General features: G+C 67.1%; 19 protein-coding genes. 3 read left to right on the top strand and 16 right to left on the bottom strand.

Annotated features, from left to right (window positions below; translation table 11 throughout):
- Nucleotides 1–11: 11 nt before the first annotated feature.
- The 11 genes from QZV81_RS08625 to QZV81_RS08575 all read right to left on the bottom strand — a co-directional run bounded on the left by QZV81_RS08625 (nt 12) and on the right by QZV81_RS08575 (nt 11385).
- A complete protein-coding gene (locus tag QZV81_RS08625) occupies nt 12–470 on the bottom strand; it encodes a type II 3-dehydroquinate dehydratase (protein ID WP_292835797.1) in 459 nt (152 codons plus the stop codon).
- 41 nt (nt 471–511) lie between these two features.
- Nucleotides 512–1594 (bottom strand): 3-dehydroquinate synthase, encoded by a 1083-nt coding sequence (gene aroB, locus QZV81_RS08620; RefSeq protein WP_292835794.1) that lies wholly within the window; start codon nt 1592–1594, stop codon nt 512–514.
- Complete coding sequence (locus QZV81_RS08615; RefSeq protein ID WP_292835791.1) at nt 1591–2130, bottom strand: shikimate kinase; 540 nt, start codon at nt 2128–2130, stop codon at nt 1591–1593. The genes aroB and QZV81_RS08615 overlap by 4 nt, the downstream gene beginning before the upstream one ends.
- Nucleotides 2127–3338: a chorismate synthase gene (gene aroC / locus QZV81_RS08610; protein ID WP_292835788.1), complete on the bottom strand. Its 1212-nt coding sequence runs from the start codon at nt 3336–3338 to the stop codon at nt 2127–2129. Before aroC ends, QZV81_RS08615 begins: the two co-directional genes overlap by 4 nt.
- A gap of 4 nt (nt 3339–3342) precedes the next feature.
- Complete coding sequence (locus tag QZV81_RS08605; protein ID WP_292835786.1) at nt 3343–4179, bottom strand: shikimate dehydrogenase; 837 nt, start codon at nt 4177–4179, stop codon at nt 3343–3345.
- Nucleotides 4180–4183: 4 nt separating this feature from the next.
- On the bottom strand, nt 4184–5455 hold the full coding sequence (mltG, locus tag QZV81_RS08600; protein WP_292835783.1) for an endolytic transglycosylase MltG: 1272 nt from the start codon (nt 5453–5455) through the stop codon (nt 4184–4186).
- An 89-nt stretch (nt 5456–5544) separates the two neighbouring features.
- Entirely contained in the window at nt 5545–6018 is a 474-nt protein-coding gene (gene ruvX, locus QZV81_RS08595; protein ID WP_292835780.1) for a Holliday junction resolvase RuvX, read from the bottom strand.
- On the bottom strand, nt 6015–8681 hold the full coding sequence (gene alaS, locus QZV81_RS08590) for an alanine--tRNA ligase (protein ID WP_292835777.1): 2667 nt from the start codon (nt 8679–8681) through the stop codon (nt 6015–6017). The genes ruvX and alaS overlap by 4 nt, the downstream gene beginning before the upstream one ends.
- Nucleotides 8682–8739: 58 nt before the next feature.
- A complete protein-coding gene (locus tag QZV81_RS08585) occupies nt 8740–9057 on the bottom strand; it encodes an ATPase (protein WP_292835774.1) in 318 nt (105 codons plus the stop codon).
- A gap of 112 nt (nt 9058–9169) precedes the next feature.
- Nucleotides 9170–9799, bottom strand: a complete 630-nt coding sequence (rpsD, locus tag QZV81_RS08580; protein ID WP_292835771.1) for a 30S ribosomal protein S4 — start codon at nt 9797–9799, stop codon at nt 9170–9172.
- 227 nt (nt 9800–10026) lie between these two features.
- A complete protein-coding gene (locus QZV81_RS08575; protein ID WP_292835768.1) occupies nt 10027–11385 on the bottom strand; it encodes a replication-associated recombination protein A in 1359 nt (452 codons plus the stop codon).
- Nucleotides 11386–11500: 115 nt separating this feature from the next.
- Here QZV81_RS08575 and QZV81_RS08570 point away from each other — a divergent pair, with 115 nt between their 5' ends.
- The 3 genes from QZV81_RS08570 (at nt 11501) to QZV81_RS08560 (ending at nt 14018) form a co-directional block, all read left to right on the top strand.
- On the top strand, nt 11501–11797 hold the full coding sequence (locus QZV81_RS08570) for a dioxygenase (RefSeq protein WP_292835765.1): 297 nt from the start codon (nt 11501–11503) through the stop codon (nt 11795–11797).
- Between the two features lie 70 nt (nt 11798–11867).
- The gene (locus QZV81_RS08565; RefSeq protein ID WP_292835762.1) at nt 11868–13370 is read left to right on the top strand and encodes a DUF349 domain-containing protein; all 1503 of its coding nucleotides are present in this window, start codon (nt 11868–11870) and stop codon (nt 13368–13370) included.
- A gap of 90 nt (nt 13371–13460) precedes the next feature.
- On the top strand, nt 13461–14018 hold the full coding sequence (locus tag QZV81_RS08560) for an SAM-dependent methyltransferase (RefSeq protein WP_292835759.1): 558 nt from the start codon (nt 13461–13463) through the stop codon (nt 14016–14018).
- On the opposite strand, the gene QZV81_RS08555 is transcribed toward QZV81_RS08560, so the two are convergent.
- The 5 genes from QZV81_RS08555 to ruvB form a co-directional block, all read right to left on the bottom strand.
- Nucleotides 14010–16277 (bottom strand): bifunctional (p)ppGpp synthetase/guanosine-3',5'-bis(diphosphate) 3'-pyrophosphohydrolase, encoded by a 2268-nt coding sequence (locus tag QZV81_RS08555; RefSeq protein ID WP_292835756.1) that lies wholly within the window; start codon nt 16275–16277, stop codon nt 14010–14012. The genes QZV81_RS08560 and QZV81_RS08555 overlap by 9 nt on opposite strands.
- 82 nt (nt 16278–16359) lie before the next feature.
- Nucleotides 16360–17349 (bottom strand): protein translocase subunit SecF, encoded by a 990-nt coding sequence (gene secF / locus QZV81_RS08550; RefSeq protein ID WP_292835753.1) that lies wholly within the window; start codon nt 17347–17349, stop codon nt 16360–16362.
- Nucleotides 17349–19064: a protein translocase subunit SecD gene (gene secD, locus QZV81_RS08545; RefSeq protein ID WP_292835750.1), complete on the bottom strand. Its 1716-nt coding sequence runs from the start codon at nt 19062–19064 to the stop codon at nt 17349–17351. The genes secF and secD overlap by 1 nt, the downstream gene beginning before the upstream one ends.
- Before the next feature lie 49 nt (nt 19065–19113).
- The gene (locus QZV81_RS08540; RefSeq protein ID WP_292835746.1) at nt 19114–19518 is read right to left on the bottom strand and encodes a preprotein translocase subunit YajC; all 405 of its coding nucleotides are present in this window, start codon (nt 19516–19518) and stop codon (nt 19114–19116) included.
- Nucleotides 19519–19595: 77 nt separating this feature from the next.
- Nucleotides 19596–20272: Holliday junction branch migration DNA helicase RuvB (gene ruvB, locus QZV81_RS08535; protein WP_292835743.1), on the bottom strand; the 677-nt coding region annotated here is incomplete at its 5' end.

The raw sequence follows: 20272 nt of genomic DNA, 5'->3' as shown, positions 1-20272 counted from the left end.
TCTGGGAGGGCTCAGCCCTCGGCGCGACCGGTGATGGTCTCGATGAGCAGGCGCGTGGCGCGACCGTAGCCGGGGACTCCCTCGCCTACGACGCGCACGGCGGCGATGTCGCGTACGTAGGAGAAGTGCCGGAACTCCTCGCGCGCGCGCACGTCCGAGATATGGACCTCGGCGATCGGGAGGGCGACGCCCGTGAGGGCGTCGCGCAGCACGATCGACGTGTGGGTGAGTCCGCCGGGATTGATCACGATGCCCGCGCAGTCATCGCGCGCGGCATGGATCGCATCGAGCAGTACGCCCTCGTGGTTGGATTGGATCGCGCGTACCGCGAAGCCGAGGGCTGAGGCGGCGTGCGTGACGATCTGTTCGACATCGGCAAGGGTGCCGGTGCCGTAGATCTGCGGCTCTCGCGTGCCGAGGAGGTTGAGGTTCGGCCCGTTGACCAGCAGTAGACGTCGAGGTGTGGACACGTCAGCACCCTACCGGCAGCGGGGCACCGTGACGGCGCGTCTCATTCGGTGACTTCCTGGTAAGCGGCGAACAGCAGTGACTCGTCGGGCGCCTGCAGGACGGTGGGCTTGCCGATGTCGTCGAGCACGATGAAGCGCAGCATCCCACCCCTGCTCTTCTTGTCGCGCTGCATCGTTGCCAGGAGCTGCTGCCATGCACCGGCGCGATAGGTCGTCGGAAGGCCCAGGAGCTCGAGGATGTCCCGGTGGCGTTGCGCGGCGGCATCCGGCAGTCTCCCGGCCAATCGCGAGAGCTCGGCGGCGAAGAGCATGCCGACCGAGATGGCGGCGCCGTGCCGCCAGCGATACCGCTCGGCGTGTTCGATCGCGTGGCCCAGCGTGTGGCCGTAGTTGAGGATCTCGCGCAGCCCGGCCTCACGGAGGTCGTCGCCGACGACCCGAGCCTTCATCTCGATCGCCAGCTCGATGCAGCGCCGGAACGCGTCGCTGCGCGGGTCGACGACCGCGTTCGGATCCGTCTCGATGAGATCCAGGATCTCGGGATACCAGATGAATCCGGCCTTGACGACTTCGGCGAATCCCGCGACGCGCTCGTGCTCACTCAACGAATCGAGCAGGTCGAGATCGCAGATCACCGCCCGCGGAGCCCAGAAGGCACCGACGAGGTTCTTTCCTTCCGCCGTATTGATGCCGGTCTTCCCGCCGACGGCAGCATCCACCATCGCGAGGATGGTCGTCGGCACCTGCACGATCTGGACGCCGCGCAGCCAGGTGGCTGCGACGAATCCGGCGAGGTCGGTGACCGCTCCGCCGCCGAACCCGACGACGGCGTCGGTGCGGGTGAAGTCGGCCTGACCCATCACCTGCCAGCAGAAGGCAGCGACCTCGACCCGTTTGCCCTGTTCTGCATCGGGGATCTCGGCGAGCAGCACCTGCCGCTCACCTGTCGACTGGAGGCTCTCGCGAAGCCGACCGGCGGCTTCGGTGAGCGTCGGTGGGTGGACGATGAGGACCTTCCGGACTGTGGGGGCGAGCGAACCGGCGACGTCGCCGAGGATGCCGCGGCCGATCCGGATGTCGTACTCGCTGTCGCCGCTCACGCGGATCGTGGTCGTCTCGGTCATTCGTCTTCCTCCGGGTCACCGCTCACGATGCCCGAGTCCTCGCGCACCCAGTCCGTGATCTTCGTGACGATGTCTGCGAGCGGCCCGCTTGAGGTGTCGAAGGTGACATCGGCGATGCTCTCGTAGATCGGTCTGCGCTCGTCGAAGATCCGGGTCCAGCGGCCAACGGGATCTTCACCGCTCAGGAGTGGGCGCGCGTCCCCGCCGATACGCGCGGCGACGATGCGCGGCCGGACGGTCAGAAGGACGACGCGGTGATGGGTCAGGTCGGCGCGCGTGTCGGCATCGAGCACCGCACCGCCCCCGAGTGCGACGACGCCGCCGGCCGCGAGGGCCTCGCGCACGGCCGCCCGCTCGGCGGCGCGGAAGTGCTCTTCTCCATGGCTCTGGAACAGCGCGGCGATCGGACCGTTGTCGCGCACGACGATCCTGTCGGTGTCGGCGAACGGGAGCTGCAGGGCGCGGGCCACGCGACGGCCGACGCTCGTCTTCCCGGCGCCCATCGGGCCGACGAGGACGATCGCAGGTTCCCTCATCCGAGTGTGGCGTCGCTGCCGGGGGCGCTGCGAAGCCCGTCCGGGATCGCGGCGAGATAGGACTCAAGGTTTCGTCGGGTCTCCGGCACCGAGTCGCCGCCGAATTTCTCCAGCATCGCCTGAGCCAGAACGATCGCCACCATCGCCTCGGCGACGACCCCCGCCGCCGGAACGGCGCAGACATCCGATCGCTGATGATGGGCCGTGGCAGCTTCCCCCGTCGCGACGTCGATCGTCCGCAGCGCGTGCGGCACCGTCGCGATCGGCTTCATTCCGGCGCGCACACGGAGCACGGTCCCGGTGGACATGCCGCCTTCCGTGCCACCAGCCCTGTCGGTGGATCGCGTGATTCCTCCGATCGCCCCGAACAGCTCGTCGTGCGCCGCCGATCCCCGGCGGCGCGTCGTCTCGAAGCCGTCGCCGATCTCGACGCCCTTGATCGCTTGTATGCTCATGATCGCCTGCGCGAGCTTGCCGTCGAGGCGACGATCCCACTGCACGTGCGAGCCGAGGCCCGGCGGCAGGCCGTACGCGAGCACCTCGACGATGCCGCCCAGAGTGTCGCCGTCGTGACGAGCGGCGTCCACCTCCTCGACCATCGCGACCGACGTGGCGGGGTCGAAGCACCGGAGTGGATCGGCGTCGAGGACCTCGACGTCTCCCGGCGTGGGCAGCGCGGCTCCCGCGGGCACCTGTACCGTGCCGATCGACAGGGTATGGCTCACGAGTCCGATGCCGAGTTCCCCCAGGAACGCGCGCGCGATTGCCCCGAGCGCGACGCGAGCGGCGGTTTCACGAGCGCTCGCGCGCTCGAGGATCGGACGCGCCTCATCGAATCCGTACTTCTGCATACCGACGAGATCCGCATGCCCGGGCCGCGGCCGGGTGAGCGCAGCGCTGCGCCCGCGCGACCTCTCGGTGAGTTCGACGGGCTCGGCGCCCATGACCTCGACCCATTTCGGCCACTCGGTGTTTCCGATGCGGAGGGCGATGGGGCTGCCCATGCTCACCCCGTGCCGCACACCCGAGGAGATCGTGAGCTCGTCCTCCTCGAATTTCATTCGCGATCCCCTGCCATCGCCGAGCTTGCGGCGGGCGAGGTCGGCCTGGATCGCCGCGCGGGAGATGGGCACGCCCGCCGGCAGTCCCTCCATGAGGGCGACGAGTTCGGGGCCGTGCGATTCGCCGGCCGTGAGCACGCGGAGCATCCGTCTAGTCTTTCACGAGCGCACGACGCATGACGGCCACGACCGATGGCTCGTCGGGCAGCGGCTCGTCCGGATCCCCGGTCGCGAAGATGCGGATCTGCAGCACAGCCTGGTGCAGAAGCATGCCGAGCCCATTGACCGCGCGGCCCCCCATGCGCTCCCACGCCGCGGCGAGCGCGGTCGGCCACTGACCGTAGACGACGTCGTAGAGCACGCCGCCTCCCGCTGCGACGGCGTCCGAGACGGAATCCGGCAACACCGTGCCGCCGGGCAGCGTCGAGATCGTCAGCGGCCGAGACGGATGTGAGGGCGCCTCCAGCGGAGCGACGGTCACCGTCATGCCCAGACGTGCTCCCAGCGCCCGGAGAGGTTCCGCGGCGTCCGGGCGCCGTGCGAGCACGTCGACGTGCTCGATGCCGAGCTCGCCGAGTGCCACCAGGGCGGATGTGGCCGTCGCACCGGCGCCGATCAGCCGGGCGGCGTCCGCATCGGAGATGCCGTGAGCGTGAAGGTCTCGAACAATTCCACCGACATCCGTGTTGAACCCGTACGGTCCATCGCCGCCGGTGAGCGCCGCATCGAGGAGCAGAGTGTTCACGGCGCCGGTGAGCTCCGCGCGCCGGTCACGGGTGGCGGCCGCCGCCCACGCCAGGTTCTTCAGGGGGAAGGTGATCGACGCTCCTCGAAGCTGAACGTCATTCAGCATCGTCCGGAACCCCGCCGCGTCGACCCGGCGACGGTCGTACCGCCACTCCCAGCCGAGCTGTGCATACGCGGCTCGGTGGAGGACCGGAGACAGGCTGTGATCGATCGGATCCCCCCACACCTCCAGGCGTATCATGCCGTCAGCATCCGCGATTGTCGTTGACTGCGCACCACTGGTCCCATTGTGCGATCGCCTTCTCGTGCTCCGCGTACGTGTCCGAGAAGATCGTCTCGCCCGTGTCCATGTTCCAGGTGACGAAGTACAGCCAGTTGCCATCGGCCGGATGCATCGCCGCATCGATCGCGATGTCACCCGGGTTGGAGATCGGCCCTGCGGGCAGACCATCGACGACGTAGGTGTTCCACGGATTCTGGTCTGCGAGCGCCTCCGCCGATGAACTGGCGGTGCCGTCGTGCAGCTCATCGAAGCCGAACTGAGCGGTGGAATCCATCTGCAGTTTCATGCCGTCGGCCAGACGGTTGCCGATGACGCGCGACACTTTGTAGAAGTCGTCCTCGAGCCGGGCCTCGCGCTGGATGATCGATGCGACCGTCAGGATCTGCTGCCGATCGGCGACCGCCACGCCCGCGGCGTCCAGGGACGTACGGGTGCGGTCGACGAGCGTTCGGATGACCTGCGAGGCCGTCACTTCGGGGTCGAACGTGTACGTCGCCGGGAACAGCCAGCCTTCGAGCGAGTCCGCCGGGACACCGTACGCCGAAGGGTCGGCGACGGCGGCCTCGAGGTCACCCAGTGGGAGGCCGATGCCATCCGCGAGCAGGCGCAGGCTTTGCTCGACGGTAAGTCCCTCACGGAGCTGCGCGGTGTCCTCCCGCTTGTTCGCGGGGTCCAGCAATGCATCCAGCGCCGCAGCGGAGGTCATCTGCTGCTGCAGCGAATACACGCCGGGGAGGAAGGTGGGATCCTGTGCCGAGCTGATGAGGTAATCGTAGAACGCGTCAGCGGTTTTGGTCACGCCCGACTCGAACAGTGTGCGCGAGATCGACGAGCCGGTATCCCCGGTGACGATCGTGACGGTGACGTCGCCGGTTGCCGTGCCGGCATCGTAGTCCTTCGGTTCCTCCCATCCCATGAAGCCGCGGATGTCGTCTTCGTACGTGTTCCATACCTGGAAGCCAGCGGCAGCGAGGCCGCCCAGGAGCGCGAGGATGGCGCCGAACACCAGCCACGCTGCGGTGCGGCTCTTGCGCCGGTCGCGCCGGTCGCGCTCGTCGCGCGCACGTGCGCCTGCGTCGGCGGCGAACAGATCTTCCAGCGGCACAATCGTCGCAGGACCGGCAGCGTGCGGGGAGACGTTCGCGGCCGGGACTCGGGCGGCGTCGTGCGCGCGCTGAGCGGCGGCACGCGCCTCTCTGCGGGTCGATGGCGTTCCATCCGCAGGGCTAGCCATGGCGGGACTCTCCGAGGTCCGATGATCCGGCTCGGGCGGCTGGCTGCGCAGATCCGCGAAGTGATCATCGCTCGACGGGGTTTCGGGCATCAGGTGGACTCCTGAGAATCGGAGAGCAGCTCACCGGTCGGGGTCCCGGTGCTCTTCTCGACGTCGATCGCCTGCTGAAGCAGGACGACCGCGGCGACCTGATCGACAATGCTACGAGACGAACGCTGCGAGCGCCCGGAAGAACGCAGCGCGGCGTGCGCCGAGACCGTGCTCAACCGCTCGTCCACCATCCGCACCGGCCGGTTGCTGGCATCGCGCACCGCGCGGGCGAAGTCCCGCGCGTCCGTCGTGGAGGCCGTCTCGTGGCCGGACAGGCCGATCGGAAGTCCCACGAGGATCTCGAGCGCCTCGTGCTCTTCGGCCAGCTCCGCGATGCGCGCGGGTGCGCCTTCTGTGCGCGCTATCGTCTCGACCGGCACCGCCAGCAGGCCGTCGGGGTCGCAACGGGCTATGCCGACGCGGGCTCTGCCCACGTCGATGCCCAGCCGCGCGCCGCGGCGGAATTCATTCACGCGGCCGTCGCCGGGAGGTCCCGAACGACCGCGGAGAACGCCGCCGGGAGCGCCGCTGCATCCGTGCCACCGCCCTGAGCGACGTCGTCGCGGCCGCCGCCACCACCACCGAGAACGGATGCGGCGATCTTCGCCAGCACGCCCGCCTTCGCGCCGGCCGCGCGCGCGGCCTCATTCGTCGCGACGATGACCACCGGCCGCTCACCGACGATGGCGCCGAGCACGACGACACCGGCCTGCGACCCGAGGCGCTCACGCGCCTGCAGCGCCAGAGCCCGAAGATCATCGGCCGACGCAACGGAGCCGATCGACTGCGCGATGACCCGGAACCCGCCGACATCCCGCGCAGTCCCGACGATCTCGGGAAGCCGTTCGCCGAGGGCTTTCGCCTCGAACTGCGCGATCTTCTTCTCAGCGGCCTTCAGGCTCGCCGCCAGCTCCGAAATACGGTCCGCCAGCTGGTCCTTGGGCGTCTTCAGCGCGCTCGACAGATGGGAGACAAGCGCTCGTTCGGCGGCGAGCTCGCGGAAGGCGTCGAGACCGACGAGTGCTTCCACACGGCGGTTCGAGGCGCCCACGGAGGACTCGCCCACGAGGCTGATCAGACTGATCTCGGCGCTCGATGCCACGTGCGTGCCGCCGCAGAGTTCACGCGACCACGGTCCGCCGATGTCGACCATGCGCACCGTCTCGCCGTACTTCTCTCCGAACAGCGCCATTGCGCCGAGCTCTTTGGCTTCCGCCAGCGGCAGGATGCGCGTGGTCACCGCGAGATTGTCGCGGATCGCCGCGTTGGCGATCTCCTCGATCTCGGTCTTCGTGGCCTCCGAGAGTGCCTGACCCCAGGAGAAGTCGAACCGCATGTAGCCGGCACGGTTCAGCGATCCCGCCTGGGTCGCACTCCGCCCGAGCGTGTCGCGCAGGGCAGCGTGCACGAGGTGAGTCGCGGAATGCGCCTGCTGGGCGGCACGGCGATTGACGGCATCCACGACGGTCGAAGCGGATTGACCGACACCGACTTCTCCGGAAATGACCTCGACGGTGTGGCTGATGAGGCCGGGAACCGGCTTCTGCACGTCGAGGACTTCGAGCTCGAAGCCGGGACCGACGATGACTCCGCGATCGGCGACCTGCCCGCCGGACTCGGCGTAGAGGGCTGTCTCGGCGAGGATCACTTCGGCGATCTGTCCCTGGCTCGCCCGCTGAGCGGGCTGACCATCCACCAGCAGGCCCAGCACGCTCGACTGCGTCTCGAGCTCGGTGAATCCGGTGAAGATCGTCTCGCCCGGTGCGCGGAACGCACGGTAGACGCTCGTGTCGGCGAGCTGACGCTTGCGAGAGCGCGCATCGGCCTTCGCACGAGCCCGTTGCTCATGCATGAGCGCGTCGAACGCGGCCCGGTCGACCGACAGCCCTGCTTCTTCGGCGATCTCCAGTGTCAGGTCGATCGGGAAGCCGTAGGTGTCGTGGAGCAGGAACGCCTGCGATCCGGAGAGCTGGGCGCCTCCGGCATCCTTCGCCTGTATGAGCGACTCATCGAGCAGCTCGGATCCGGCCGCGAGTGTGCGGAGGAACGTCGCCTCCTCGGCGAGGGCGTACTGCTCGAGGCGTTCATAGTCGGACTCGACGACCGGGTACGCCCCCTTCATCGCATCGCGGGATGCCGCGAACAGCACACCAAAGGTCGGGCCCTCCACTCCCAGGAGGCGCATCGCACGGATTGCGCGGCGCATCAGCCGCCGCAGGATGTAGCCACGGCCCTCGTTGGAGGGGGTCACGCCGTCAGAAAGCAGCATGAGCGAGGAGCGGATGTGGTCGGCGACGACGCGGAAGCGGACGTCGTCCTCGTGCTGTGCACCATAGGTCTTGCCGGAGAGCTGGACGGCGGCATCCAGAACCGGGCGGACCTGGTCGGTCTCGTACATGTTGTCGACACCCTGCTTGATGAACGCAATGCGCTCGAGACCCATGCCGGTGTCGATGTTCTTCGCGGGCAGTTCGCCCACGACATCGAAGTCGTACTTCGAACGGACGTTGGTGATCTGGTACTGCATGAACACGAGGTTCCAGATCTCGACGTAGCGGTCATCGTCCGTGGCCGGGCCGCCGTCGACACCGTAGGCAGGGCCGCGGTCGAAGAAGATCTCGGAGCAGGGCCCGGCGGGCCCGGGAAGACCGGTGGACCAGTAATTGGTCTCCTTGCCCAGTCGCTGGATGCGCTCTTCGGGCAGGTCGGTCAGACGCAGCCAAAGATCGTGTGCTTCGTCGTCCTCTTCGTAGACGGTGACCCACAGGTCCTTCGGATCGAAGGCGAGGCCACCCTCGTCCTCCGCACCGGTGAGCAGCTCCCACGCATAGCGGATCGCGCCTTCCTTGAAGTAGTCGCCGAAGGACCAGTTGCCGAGCATCTGGAAGAAGGTGCCGTGCCGCGGCGTCTTGCCGACTTCTTCGATATCGAGGGTGCGAATGCACTTCTGATTGTCGGCCACACGGCGATACGGGGCCGGCACGTCGCCGCTCAGATACGGGATGAAGGGAACCATTCCCGCCACCGTGAACAGGAGCGCGGGATCATCGGTGACCAGCGATGCGGACGGCACGATGGAGTGCCCGTTCTTTTCGAAGTAGTTCAGGTAACGCTCTGCGATCTCGGCGGTCTTCATGGGGTCCTCGGGCGTGCGTACGGCACCAGTCGCCGTCGGGGCGTCCGGGTGGGAGCGATCAGTCGGTGAGCTTGGCCGCGGTGTCGCGGACGGCATCCGCAACCGTCTCGACAGCGTCGCCCGCGGCATCCTTCGCATCGGCCGCCACGCTCTTCGCGGCGTCCACAGCGCCCGCCGCTGCGCCCTTCACATCAGCGACCAGGCCGTCGATCTTCGTCTCCTGCGCACGGTACGCCTCGCCGATGCGGTCGGTGAACTCGCTGATGCGGGCGTCGACGTCGGCGAGTACCTCGTGGCCGCGCGGATCCCTGTTGACCAGATGAGCGGCGATGAAACCACCGGCGATGCCCAGCACGAACCACGCGATCTTTTGCATGGAATCCATGTTATGCGGAAATGCCGAAGGGCGCCGGATGGACCGGCGCCCTTCGGCAGGACGGTGGTGACGCGGAAGCGTTGGCGCGCCGCCCAGCAGCGCCGTGGGCCGCTCACCGCGCCGCGTAGTACTCCACCACGAGTTGAACGTCGCAGGTCACGGGGACCTCTGCGCGCTTCGGGCGACGCTCGAGGCGCGCCTGGAGCTTGTCGAGCTCGACCGAGAGGTACGAGGGAACCGGGGGCAGGACCTCGGCGTGACCGCCGGCGGCTGCGACCTGGAAGGGCTCGGTGCCTTCGCTCTTGGGCTTGACGTGGATGAGCTGACCCGGCTTCACGCGGAACGACGGGCGGTCGACGAGCTGGCCGTCCACGAGGATGTGGCGATGCACGACGAGCTGGCGCGCCTGCGCGGTGGTCCGGGCGAAGCCCGAACGCAAGACGAGGGCGTCCAGGCGCATTTCGAGCAGCTCGACCAGGTTCTCACCGGTCAGGCCGTCCTTGCGGCGGGCCTCGTTGAAGGTGTTGCGCATCTGCTTCTCGCGGATGCCGTACTGCTCGCGCAGGCGCTGCTTCTCGCGGAGGCGGACGGCGAAGTCGCTGTCCTGCTTGCGCTTCGAGCGGCCGTGCTCGCCGGGAGCGTACGGCCGCTTCTCGAGGTATTTGGCTGCCTTGGGGGTCAACGCGATGCCGAGGGATCGCGACAGACGCACCTTGCGGCGGTCCTGGGACTTCGTAGCCACGAAGTGTTCCTTCCTTCACGCGGCCGTGACCATCACGGCCTGCGGACGTATCTCCCGCTCCTCGCCCTGCTCGAAACTGCACGCCGGGGCACGCCGAGAGGTCTGTGTCAGAAGAGGGGGATGCCCGAAAACATGGTTCCGAGCCCTCCCAGGGTATCAGAGGTCTCTCGACCGCTGCGCGGGACGGTCACTGGAGAGAGCACAGGCCACCTCCGCCGTCTCGAGGCTCACTCCCCCAGGATCTTCCGGATCTTCTCGACCCGCGCGGAGATATCTCGCTCGAGCCCGTGCGCCGTGGGCTCGTAGTAGCGGCGGCCGCGCAGTTCGTCGGGCAGGTACTGTTGCGCCGCGATGCCGATCTCCAGATCGTGCGGGTAGACGTAGCCCTCGCCGTGCCCCAGACGCTTCGAGCCCGGGTAGTGGCTGTCACGCAGATGGGTGGGCACGCGCCCGAAGCCACCGGTGCGCACATCGGCGATCGCGGCGTCGATCGCGGAGTAGACGGCGTTGGACTTCGCTGTCGTCGCGAGGTAGACAGTCGCTTCGGCCAGGGGGATGCGCCCCTCCGGCATGCCGATGAAGGCGACCGCGTCGGCGGCGGCCACGGCGATCTGCAGCGCCTGGGGATCGGCCAGACCGATGTCCTCGGAGGCTGAGATCACGAGGCGCCGCGCGATGAATCGCGGGTCCTCCCCCGCTTCGATCATGCGTGCCAGGTAGTGCACGGCGGCATCGGCGTCGGATCCGCGAATCGATTTGATGAACGCGCTGATCACGTCGTAGTGCTCGTCGCCCTGACGGTCGTAGCGCAGGAGGGCGCGATCGACTGCCCGTGCGACGTGGTCCCTGGTGACGGTGGGCACGGCATCCGCCTCGTCGACCCTCCCGGTGGTGGCCTCCGGATCTGAAACGGCATCGACCATGGATGCCGCGGCTTCGAGTGACGTGAGCGCCCGCCGCGCATCGCCCGACGCGAGTTGCACCAGCGCCGCGCGCGCCTCGACGGACAGGTTGACGTGACCGGCGAGCCCGCGCGCATCGGTCACGGCGCGGTCGATCAGAACTCCCAGGTCCTCATCGGTCAGAGGCTGCAGCGTCAACAGGAGTGAGCGCGACAACAGTGGCGAGATGATCGAGAAGGATGGATTCTCGGTGGTCGCCGCGATGAGGATGACCCAGCCGTTCTCTACTCCGGGCAGCAGTGCGTCCTGCTGGGCCTTTGTGAAGCGATGAATCTCATCGAGGAAGAGGATCGTCGACGCGCCGTAGAGGTCGCGCTGAGTCATGGCTTCCTGCATGACCTCGCGGACGTCCTTCACGCCTGCCGTGACCGCCGAGAGCTCGATGAAACGGCGCCCGGAGGTTCGGGCGATCGCTTGCGCCAGGGTCGTCTTCCCCGTGCCCGGCGGGCCCCAGAGAATCACCGACACGGCCGTGCGGGAGGCGCCCTCCGGGTCTGCGAGCGCGACGAGCGGCGAGCCAGGGTGCAAGAGATGAGCCTGACCGGCGACCTCATCAAGCGAAACCGGCCTCATCCGCACCGCCAAGGGGGTCTGGCCCTGGAACAGAGCGGATGTCGATACCACCCGACCAGGTTAGTCGCGTCCACCGACGGGGCGCGTTTGTCGCGCGCGCTCGCTCACACGTAGGCTTCACGGCAGGCGTTGTGCAGCCCGGATCTCCGGGAACGAGGGAGGTCCCGTGGCGACGGGTGCGGGGAAGAATGAATCGCGTGTCGCGAAGGAGCGGACGCGCCTTTATCAGGCGCGGGCGGAGTTCCACGACGGGATCGTGCGCCGTCGCCGACACGACAACCTCGTCGCCGGGGTCGCTGGCGGGGCGATCATCCTCGCGGTCATCGGCGGGCAGGTCGCCTACTACGCGCTGGGTCCCGGGAGGGCCGCGCCAGAGCCCATTTCCACGCCGATCCCCACCACGCCGATCCCCACCGCGCCACCCCTGACGACGCCCCTCCCGACTCCCCCTCCCACTCCCTGAATCGGCCACCGTACTAGGCTGTGAGCCGACCAAACCCCCATGCGGCGTGCGCCGCGACGAGGTGCTATCCGTGACTGACGTCCCCACTCCCCCATCCGCAGAGATCGATCCGGTCGTTGAGGCCGTGCCCGATCAGGGCGCCGACCGTGGTGTCGAGCAGACCTTGGCCGACCCAGCGCGGGCTGATGGCGATGTTCCCTCCGAGAACGGCGAAGAAGCCGCGCCCTCACCGGATCCGACCACTCCCCCGAAACCCCGAGCGGTACCCGGCAAGCCCACGTCCGCGATCCGATCGGTCGCGCCGGCTGCACCCACCGTGTCAGCGGCGTCGGCAGCTGATGCGTTGGCGGCGGCATCCTTCGGCCGTGTGGAGATCGACGGGACCGTCTCGGTGCGCGATGGCGACGGCTGGCGCGAAGTCGGTCAGTACCCCGACGGCACGCCGGAGGAAGCGCTGGCCTACTTCGTGCGCAAATTCCTCGAACTCGCCGGAGAGGTGACTCTGCTCGAGGCACGCCACCGCCGCGGCGGCGCATCGGCATCCGAGCTCCGCGGTACTCTTCAGACCGTCCGCGAGAAGGTCATCGGCGCGTCAGCGGTCGGTGATTTCGCCGCGCTGGATGCGCGCCTGACGCGCTTGGATTCGGCGCTCAGCAGGGCCTCAGCGGAACAGAGCAGAGCGCAGCGTGAAGCCGTCGACACCGCGATCGCCGAACGGACGGTGCTCGTCGAGCGGATCGAGTCGATCGCTGCGCGCGATCCGAAGTCGATCCAGTGGAAGCAGACCTCAACCGAGGTCACGGAGCTTTTCGAAGAATGGCAGAAGCACCAAGCCGCCGGTCCGCGTCTGCCCAAGACCATCGGCCAGCAGCTGTGGAAACGTTTCCGCGATGCGCGCGCGACGCTCGACAAGCATCGCCGCGAGTTCTATTCCGATCTGGATGAGCAGCACAAGTCCTCGCGCGACAGCAAGGCGAAGCTGGTGGAGCGCGCAGAGGCGCTCGTGAGCAAGGGCGAGGACGGTATCGCCGACTACCGGCTGCTGCTGGACCAGTGGAAAGGCGCCGGTCGCGCGGGCAAGAAGGCCGACGACGCGCTGTGGGCGCGATTCAAGGCCGCCGGCGACGCGCTCTACGCCGCCCGCGCCGGACGCGAGGAAGCCGACGCTGAAGCGTCGAAGGAGAAGATCGAGGCGAAGCGGGGACTCCTGGCCGAAGCGGCCGCGGTGTCGAAGGAACGGGACACCGCCAAAGCGCGTCAGCTGCTGACCCGCATCCAGCGTCGCTGGGACGAGATCGGTCGAGTCTTCCCGCGCGAGGCCGAGCGCGGCCTCGACGACGAGCTGCGCAAGATCGAACAGGGCATCAAGCAGCGCGAAGAAACCGACTGGAAGAGCAACAACCCCGAGACCAAGGCGCGCCAGAACGACATGACCCAGAAGCTGCGCGAGTCCATAGCGGATCTCGAGGCAGAGCTGACGACCGCGAAGGCCAAGAACGACCGGGGTGCAATCGCTCAGGCGACCGAAGCCCTCGATGCGCGTAAGGCGTGGTTGAAGGCTCTCGGCGGCTGACTTCCTCTCCCCCGGCCACGGAGGCGGCCGGTTCTCCACAATCAGACCGCGATCAACCGTGCGCGGATGGGCGTGCGAGACACTGCCAGCATGAGCTGGCCGTTCCTGTACTTCTCCTACGAGGGCCTCTCGCTCGCCGAGTTGACCGCGGCGCGGCTGGATGGCGACCTCGTCGACGTCGGTGAGGCGTTCATGCCGACGGATGCCGTTGAGACCCACACCCTGCGAGCAGCGTCGCTGGGCCGGTTGATTCCCGGGACCCTCGCGATCACGCGGGTCTCTGCAGCGTGGGTGCACGGTGCCGTCTCCGCTCCGCCGGCGCGTCACACGGTCCAGCGACTATCGAGCGCTCGTGCGCATGTGCGCGACCCGCGCCTTGCCTATCGCGACCGCCCGGTCCCGAGCGGTGACGTGGTTTTCATCGCCGGGGTCGCCGTCACTTCGCCGCCGCGCACGCTCGCTGATCTGGTCCGCGATCTCTGCCACGGTGACGAGAGCGCCCGGACGGTCGTCGAGTCGATGCGCATCTGGCGACCGGAACTGGTGGACGAGGCCGTGGCCCTGCTCGAGAGCGCACCACCCATGCACTTCAAGCGTCCCGCGCTCGCCTTCCTGCGGGCGCGCGGCGCAGAATCGATCTCAGGATGACGTCACACGGTAGACGTCGTAGACAGCGTCGATGCGTCGGACCGCATTCAGCACCCGATCAAGGTGGACGATGTCACCCATCTCGAACACGAACCGGCTGAGCGCGAGGCGGTCGTTGGTGGTCGACACCGAGGCGGACAGGATGTTGACGTGATGCTCACTGAGCACACGGGTGACATCGCTGAGCAGCGCCGAACGATCCAGTGCCTCGACCTGGATCTGAACGAGGAAGATGCTCTTCGTCGTCGGGGCCCACGTGACTTCGATCAATCGCTCGGTGTCTTGCTTCAATGACTTCACGTTGGTGCAGTCCGCGCGATGTACAGATACACCGCTTCCACGCGTGACGAAGCCGACGATCTCGTCGCCCGGCACGGGTGTGCAGCACTTCGCAAGCTTCACGAGGATGTCCGGCGCGCCGCGCACCAGCACACCCGAATCGCCGGAACGCGGCACCTTCGAGCGTCCCACGTGCGGGATCTCGATCGCCCCCGTCGAGGTGCTCTCTTCTGCGCCGACCTGCGCGGTCACCTTTTCGATCACCGACTGCGTCGACACATGCCCTTCGCCGACCGCGGCATAGAGCGCCGTGACGTCGTCGTACCGCAGCTGGTGGGCGACTTCGGTGAACGAGCCCTGGTTCATCAACCGCTGCAGCGGCAGATTCTGGCGGCGCATCGCACGTGCGATGGCATCCTTGCCCTGTTCGACTGCTTCCTCGCGGCGCTCCTTTGTGAACCAGCCGCGGATCTTGCTGCGGGCGCGCGGACTGGCGACGAACGCGAGCCAGTCCTGGCTCGGCCCGGCATCCGGGTTCTTCGAGGTGAAGACCTCCACGACGTCACCGCTGCTGAGCGACGATTCCAGCGGCACGAGGCGTCCGTTGACCTTTGCACCCATCGTGCGATGTCCGACCTCGGTGTGCACGGCGTAGGCGAAGTCCACGGGGGTCGCGCCGGCCGGCAGGCCGATGATGCGTCCCTTCGGCGTGAAGACATAAACCTCTTTTGCGCCGATTTCAAAGCGCAGTGAATCGAGGAACTCCCCCGGGTCGGCTGTCTCGGACTGCCAGTCCGAAATGTGCGCGAGCCAGGCCATATCGGTGTCGAGCGACTTCGTCTCAGTCTTGCCGCCCGTGACGCGCTCCTTGTACTTCCAGTGGGCCGCGACGCCGTACTCGGCCTGCTGATGCATCTCGTTCGTGCGAATCTGAATCTCGACCGTACGACCGCCCGGGCCGATGACCGTCGTGTGGAGCGACTGGTAGAGATTGAACTTCGGCGTGGCGATGTAGTCCTTGAACCGTCCGGGCAGGGGCGTCCAGCGCGCATGGATCGATCCGAGCACGGCGTAGCAGTCGCGGACGGTCCCGACGAGCACGCGGATGCCGATGAGGTCGTAGATGTCGTCGAACTCGCGGCCGCGCACGACCATCTTCTGATACACCGAGTACAACTGCTTGGGGCGACCCATGATCCGGCCTCGGATTCGGAGGTCTCGGAGATCCTGCTCGACAGCGTCGATGACCGTCTGCACATATTGCTCACGTTGCGGTGTGCGCTGCGTGACGAGGCTGTCGATCTCGGCGTAGAGCTTGGGGTGCAACACCGCGAAAGACAGCTCTTCGAGTTCGCTCTTGATCGCCTGGATGCCGAGACGATTGGCCAGCGGCGCATAGATCTCGAGCGTCTCGGTCGCCTTCCTGGCGGCCTTCTCGGGCGGGACGAAGCCCCAAGTGCGCGCGTTGTGCAGACGATCTGCCAGCTTGATGAGAAGGACTCGGATGTCCTTGGACATCGCGATGATCATCTTGCGCACCGTCTCGGCCTGGGCCGCGTCACCGTACTTGACCTTGTCGAGTTTGGTGACACCGTCAACAAGCATGGCGACTTCATCGCCGAATTCGCTCGTCAGCTGTTCCAGGCTGTAGTCGGTGTCTTCGACGGTGTCGTGAAGAAGCGCTGCGGCGATCGCACGCGGCCCGAGCCCCAGGTCGGCGAGGATATGCGCCACTGCGAGCGGGTGCGTGATGTAGGGCTCACCACTCTGTCGCTTCTGGGACGCGTGCGCCCGCTCGGCAACCTGGTAGGCCTGCTCGATGATGGCGACGTCACTCTTGGGGTGGTGCGTGCGGACGGTGCGGATGAGCTGTTCGACACCGTCGCGCGCGGGCGCTCGCGAGAAGATCCGGGGAACCAGGCGCCGCAGCGATGAGCTCTGGGGCGGGTTCTGGGAGGGCGGCGACGACGTTTCGGTCAATCGATCACCTCCGCCTCATGGACCCCCGTGCGGAACCCTTGTCGAATCTCCCAATCCTATGCCCGCGCCGAACCCCGGGATTTCAGACGGAAGTCGTCGCGTCCGCGCGCGCGGCCACGATACGGGCGTCGCGCTCCTTGAGCGCCGGCTCGTTCTCGCGGAGCAGCGAGTACAGGGGCGCGGCGACGAACAAGGTCGAATAGGCTGCGACGATCGTGCCGACGAAGATCGACAGTGAAATGTCGGTGAGCGTCTGCGCGCCGAGCCAGAGAGCGCCGATGAAGAGGATCGCGCCGGTCGGAATCGCCGCGACGACGGTCGTGTTGATCGATCGGATCAGGGTCTGGTTGACGGCGAGGTTGACGGACTCGGCGAACGTGCGCGTTGATCCTTCACCGTCTTCGTGAGTGTTTTCTCGGATCTTGTCGAAGACGACGGTCGTGTCGTAGAGCGAGTAGGACAGGATCGTGAGGAATCCGATCACAGCCGCCGGGGAGATCTCGAAACCGAACAGCGCGTATACGCCGACCGTGATCACAAGCACATCTACCAAACCGATGATTGCGGCCACCGACATCTTCCACGTGCGGAAGTAGACCGCGAGGATGACGAAGGTCAGGGCGAGGAAGATTGCCAGACCCCACAGCGACTGCCGCGTGACGTCCTGTCCCCAGCTGGGTCCGATGAACGATGAGCTCACCTGCGCGATGGTCACACCGAACTGCTCCGCGAGGGCGGCGGTGACGTCGCGGGTCTCGGTCTCGGTCATCTGATCGGTTTGCACTCGAATGGCGTCCGCGCCTATCGTCGTGACCTTCGTCGTGGCCCCTGGCACGACGGCCTGCACGGCCGCGGTCGCCGTTGCCTGGTCGGGATTGCTGACCGCGTTGACGGTGAACTGCGAGCCGCCGGTGAATTCGATGGAGAACTGCACCGGGCGGATGAACGGCACCAGGGCGGCGCCGATCACGAGGACCGCGGCGATGATGAACCACACGCGCCGGCGACCGACGAACGGGAACGAGGTCTTTCCCGTGTAGAGGTCGTTGCCGAGCTGGTTCATGGAGCGCATCAGTCGTCCCTCTCCGCGGTCGAGCGGCTCCCGGCCGCGCTCTCGGCCTGCTTGCGCTCGGCAATGGTCTGCCGACGTTCGGCTTCGCCCCGCGAGCGGCCCGCTCGGCGCGCGGCCGGGCCCTTCACGCCGGCCGCAGCCACGGGCGCGCGGAACTGCGCGCGCCCTCGGTAGACGGCGCCGAGCGCGTCGGGATCCAGTCCCGACAGCGGATGTCCGCCGCCGAAGAATTTCGTACGGGCCAGAAGCTGCAGCACCGGGTGCGTGAACAGGATGAAGATCACGATGTCGATCACCGTTGTCAGGCCCAGTGTGAAGGCGAAGCCCTTCACGGTCGCGTCGGCCAGGATGTACAACACGACGGCGGCCAGGATGTTGATCGACTTCGAGATGTAGATCGTGCGCTTCGCGCGCCCCCAGCCATCCTCGACGGCTCCGGTGATCGACTTGCCGTCGCGCAACTCATCTCTAATGCGTTCGAAGTACACGATGAAGGAGTCTGCGGTGAATCCGATCGTGACGATGAGACCGGCCACGCCCGCCAGTGACAGGCGGAAGCCCATGCGCCACGCCAGGATGGTCAGGGCGATATAGGTGAGTACCCCCATCACGAGCAGCGACGTGATGATCACGGAACCGAGAGCACGGTAGACGATCAGAGAGTAGAGCGCGACGAGCGCCAGTCCGATCAGACCCGCGATGAGCCCGATCTGCAGCTGCTGCGAACCGAGTGTCGCCGAGATCGCATTCGTGCTCTGCACCTCGAAGCTGAGCGGCAGTGCGCCGTATTTCAGCTGATCGGCGAGGGTCTTGGCCGTCTCCTGCGTGAAGTTGCCGGTGATCTGCGGCTGTCCGTTGAGAATCACACCGTTCATCGATGGAGCAGAGATGACCTCTCCGTCGAGAACGAATGCGAACTGGTTCTGCGGCGTCGTGAGAGCGTAGAGACGCTGGCTGATCTCGCCGAAGATCTGGGTACCCTCCCCGTCGAAGACCAGGTTCACCGCCCACTGGTTGTTCTGGGAGTTCAGGCCGAAGGTGGCATCCGAAATCGAGGAACCGTCGAGCTCGACGGGGCCGAGCAGGTACTTCGCCGCGTTGCCTTCGCACGCGATCAGCGGCAGGTCTTTGGCGGCGTTGGCAGGGTCGTTCGCGGGGTCGGCGCAGTCGTACGCCAGGAATTCCGCTTGCAGAGCCGGTGTGATCCAGCTGGGATCGCTGCCGTTCGTCGGCACGGCCGTGGGAGTCGTCTCCAGCGAGGGGTCAGGCGTCGGGTACGGTGTCGAATTCCCGTCTTCGCCGACGAACTGGTTGCTCGCGGCGCTGGTGTACAGCACCGCTCGCAACTGCATCTGTGCGGACGAGGCGATTCGGTCGCGCGTCTCGTCGTCGGCCGGCCCCGGGATCTGCACGACGATCTGATTGCCCGATTGCGTCGTGATATCCGTCTCGCCGACACCGGAAGCATCCACGCGCTGGCGGATGATCGACGCAGCCTGATCCATCTGCTCACTCGTGGGCGCCGAGCCGTCCGGCGTCTTCGCCTGCAGAATGATCTGCGTGCCGCCCTGGAGGTCGAGCGCAAGCGCAGGAGTCCACGAACTCTTGCCGAAGCCGTACACGCCCAGCGCGTTGACGCCGAAGAGCACCGCAGTGACGATCAGAAGGCCGGTCAGTGCGCGCCGAGCGTGGCGAACAGGGGTGGGTGTGGCCACGGAGGGTCAGCTTTCTTGGAGTAGTCCGTACGCGCGGACGGCGCGCGGGTCAGGCCTTGGGTGCTTCTTCACCGGCGACGGGCCGACCTTCCGCCGGAGCGATGAGCCCCTCCGCGACGTCGGCCTCGTATTCGGCCTGCTCCTCCTGATCCTCGGCGAACTCCTCCTCGGAGATCTCCTCGGCTTCGGGGTCGACGACGCGCACGATCGCCTGGCTGTGCACCTCGACGACCACGCCGGGGGCCAGCTCGACCTCGGCTGACGCGGACAGGTCCTCGGGGTCGTACGAGGTGAGGGTTCCGTATAGCCCGCCCTGCAGAAGCACCTTCACACCGGGCACCATCTGCCGCGCCTTGTTCTCCTGCTCCGTCTTCAGGCGTGCTGCGCGCCGACGGGAACTCCAGAACATGAAGCCCAGCAGTGCCGCCATGGCGACGAGCAGAATCCAATCCATGCGGATAACACCTTTCGGGGAGTGCGCTCGACGCGGAAGACGATGAGCGCGAAAATCGGCCGTTGAGCCTTCAGTGATTATAGGTCATCGATCCGAAGCGACCCGTCCGGATGAGGCACCCGAAGGTGAGCGTATGCCTCGGGCGTCGCGACTCGGCCGCGCGGCGTGCGTCCGAGAAATCCGATCCGCACGAGGTAGGGCTCGACGACCGACTCGATCGTCTCGGCTTCTTCACCGACGGTCACCGCGAGCGTGTTGAGCCCCACGGGTCCGCCCCGGAAACGACGGACGACGGCATCCAGAACTGCTCGGTCGAGACGATCGAGACCGATGGCATCGACGTCGTACAGTTCGAGCGCCGCCTGCACGTCGCGTTCTGTTGCGTCTCCCCCGCGCCCCGCACCAGCCGCACCGTGCACGATGACGTAGTCGCGGACACGCCGGAGCAGGCGGTTCGCGATGCGAGGCGTGCCGCGCGAGCGCCGGGCGATCTCGGCGCGCGCAAGCGGGGGGAGCCCGACGCCGAGGACGGTCGCCGAGCGCGCGATGACGTCTTCGAGCTCGCGCGGTTCGTAGTACTCCAGGTGAGCCGTGAAGCCGAAGCGGTCGCGGAGCGGATTGGGCAGCATCCCTGATCTGGTCGTCGCACCGACGAGGGTGAACGGGGCCAGATCCAGTGGGATGCTCGTGGCCCCCGCACCCTTGCCGACCATGATGTCGATGCGGAAGTCCTCCATCGCGAGGTAGAGCATCT

The sequence above is a fragment of the Microbacterium sp. genome (assembly GCF_011620665.1).
In the GTDB taxonomy this organism is placed as follows: domain Bacteria; phylum Actinomycetota; class Actinomycetes; order Actinomycetales; family Microbacteriaceae; genus Microbacterium.
The sequence above is the reverse complement of the archived record's forward strand: the minus strand, read 5'-3'. Positions and strand labels throughout refer to the sequence as shown.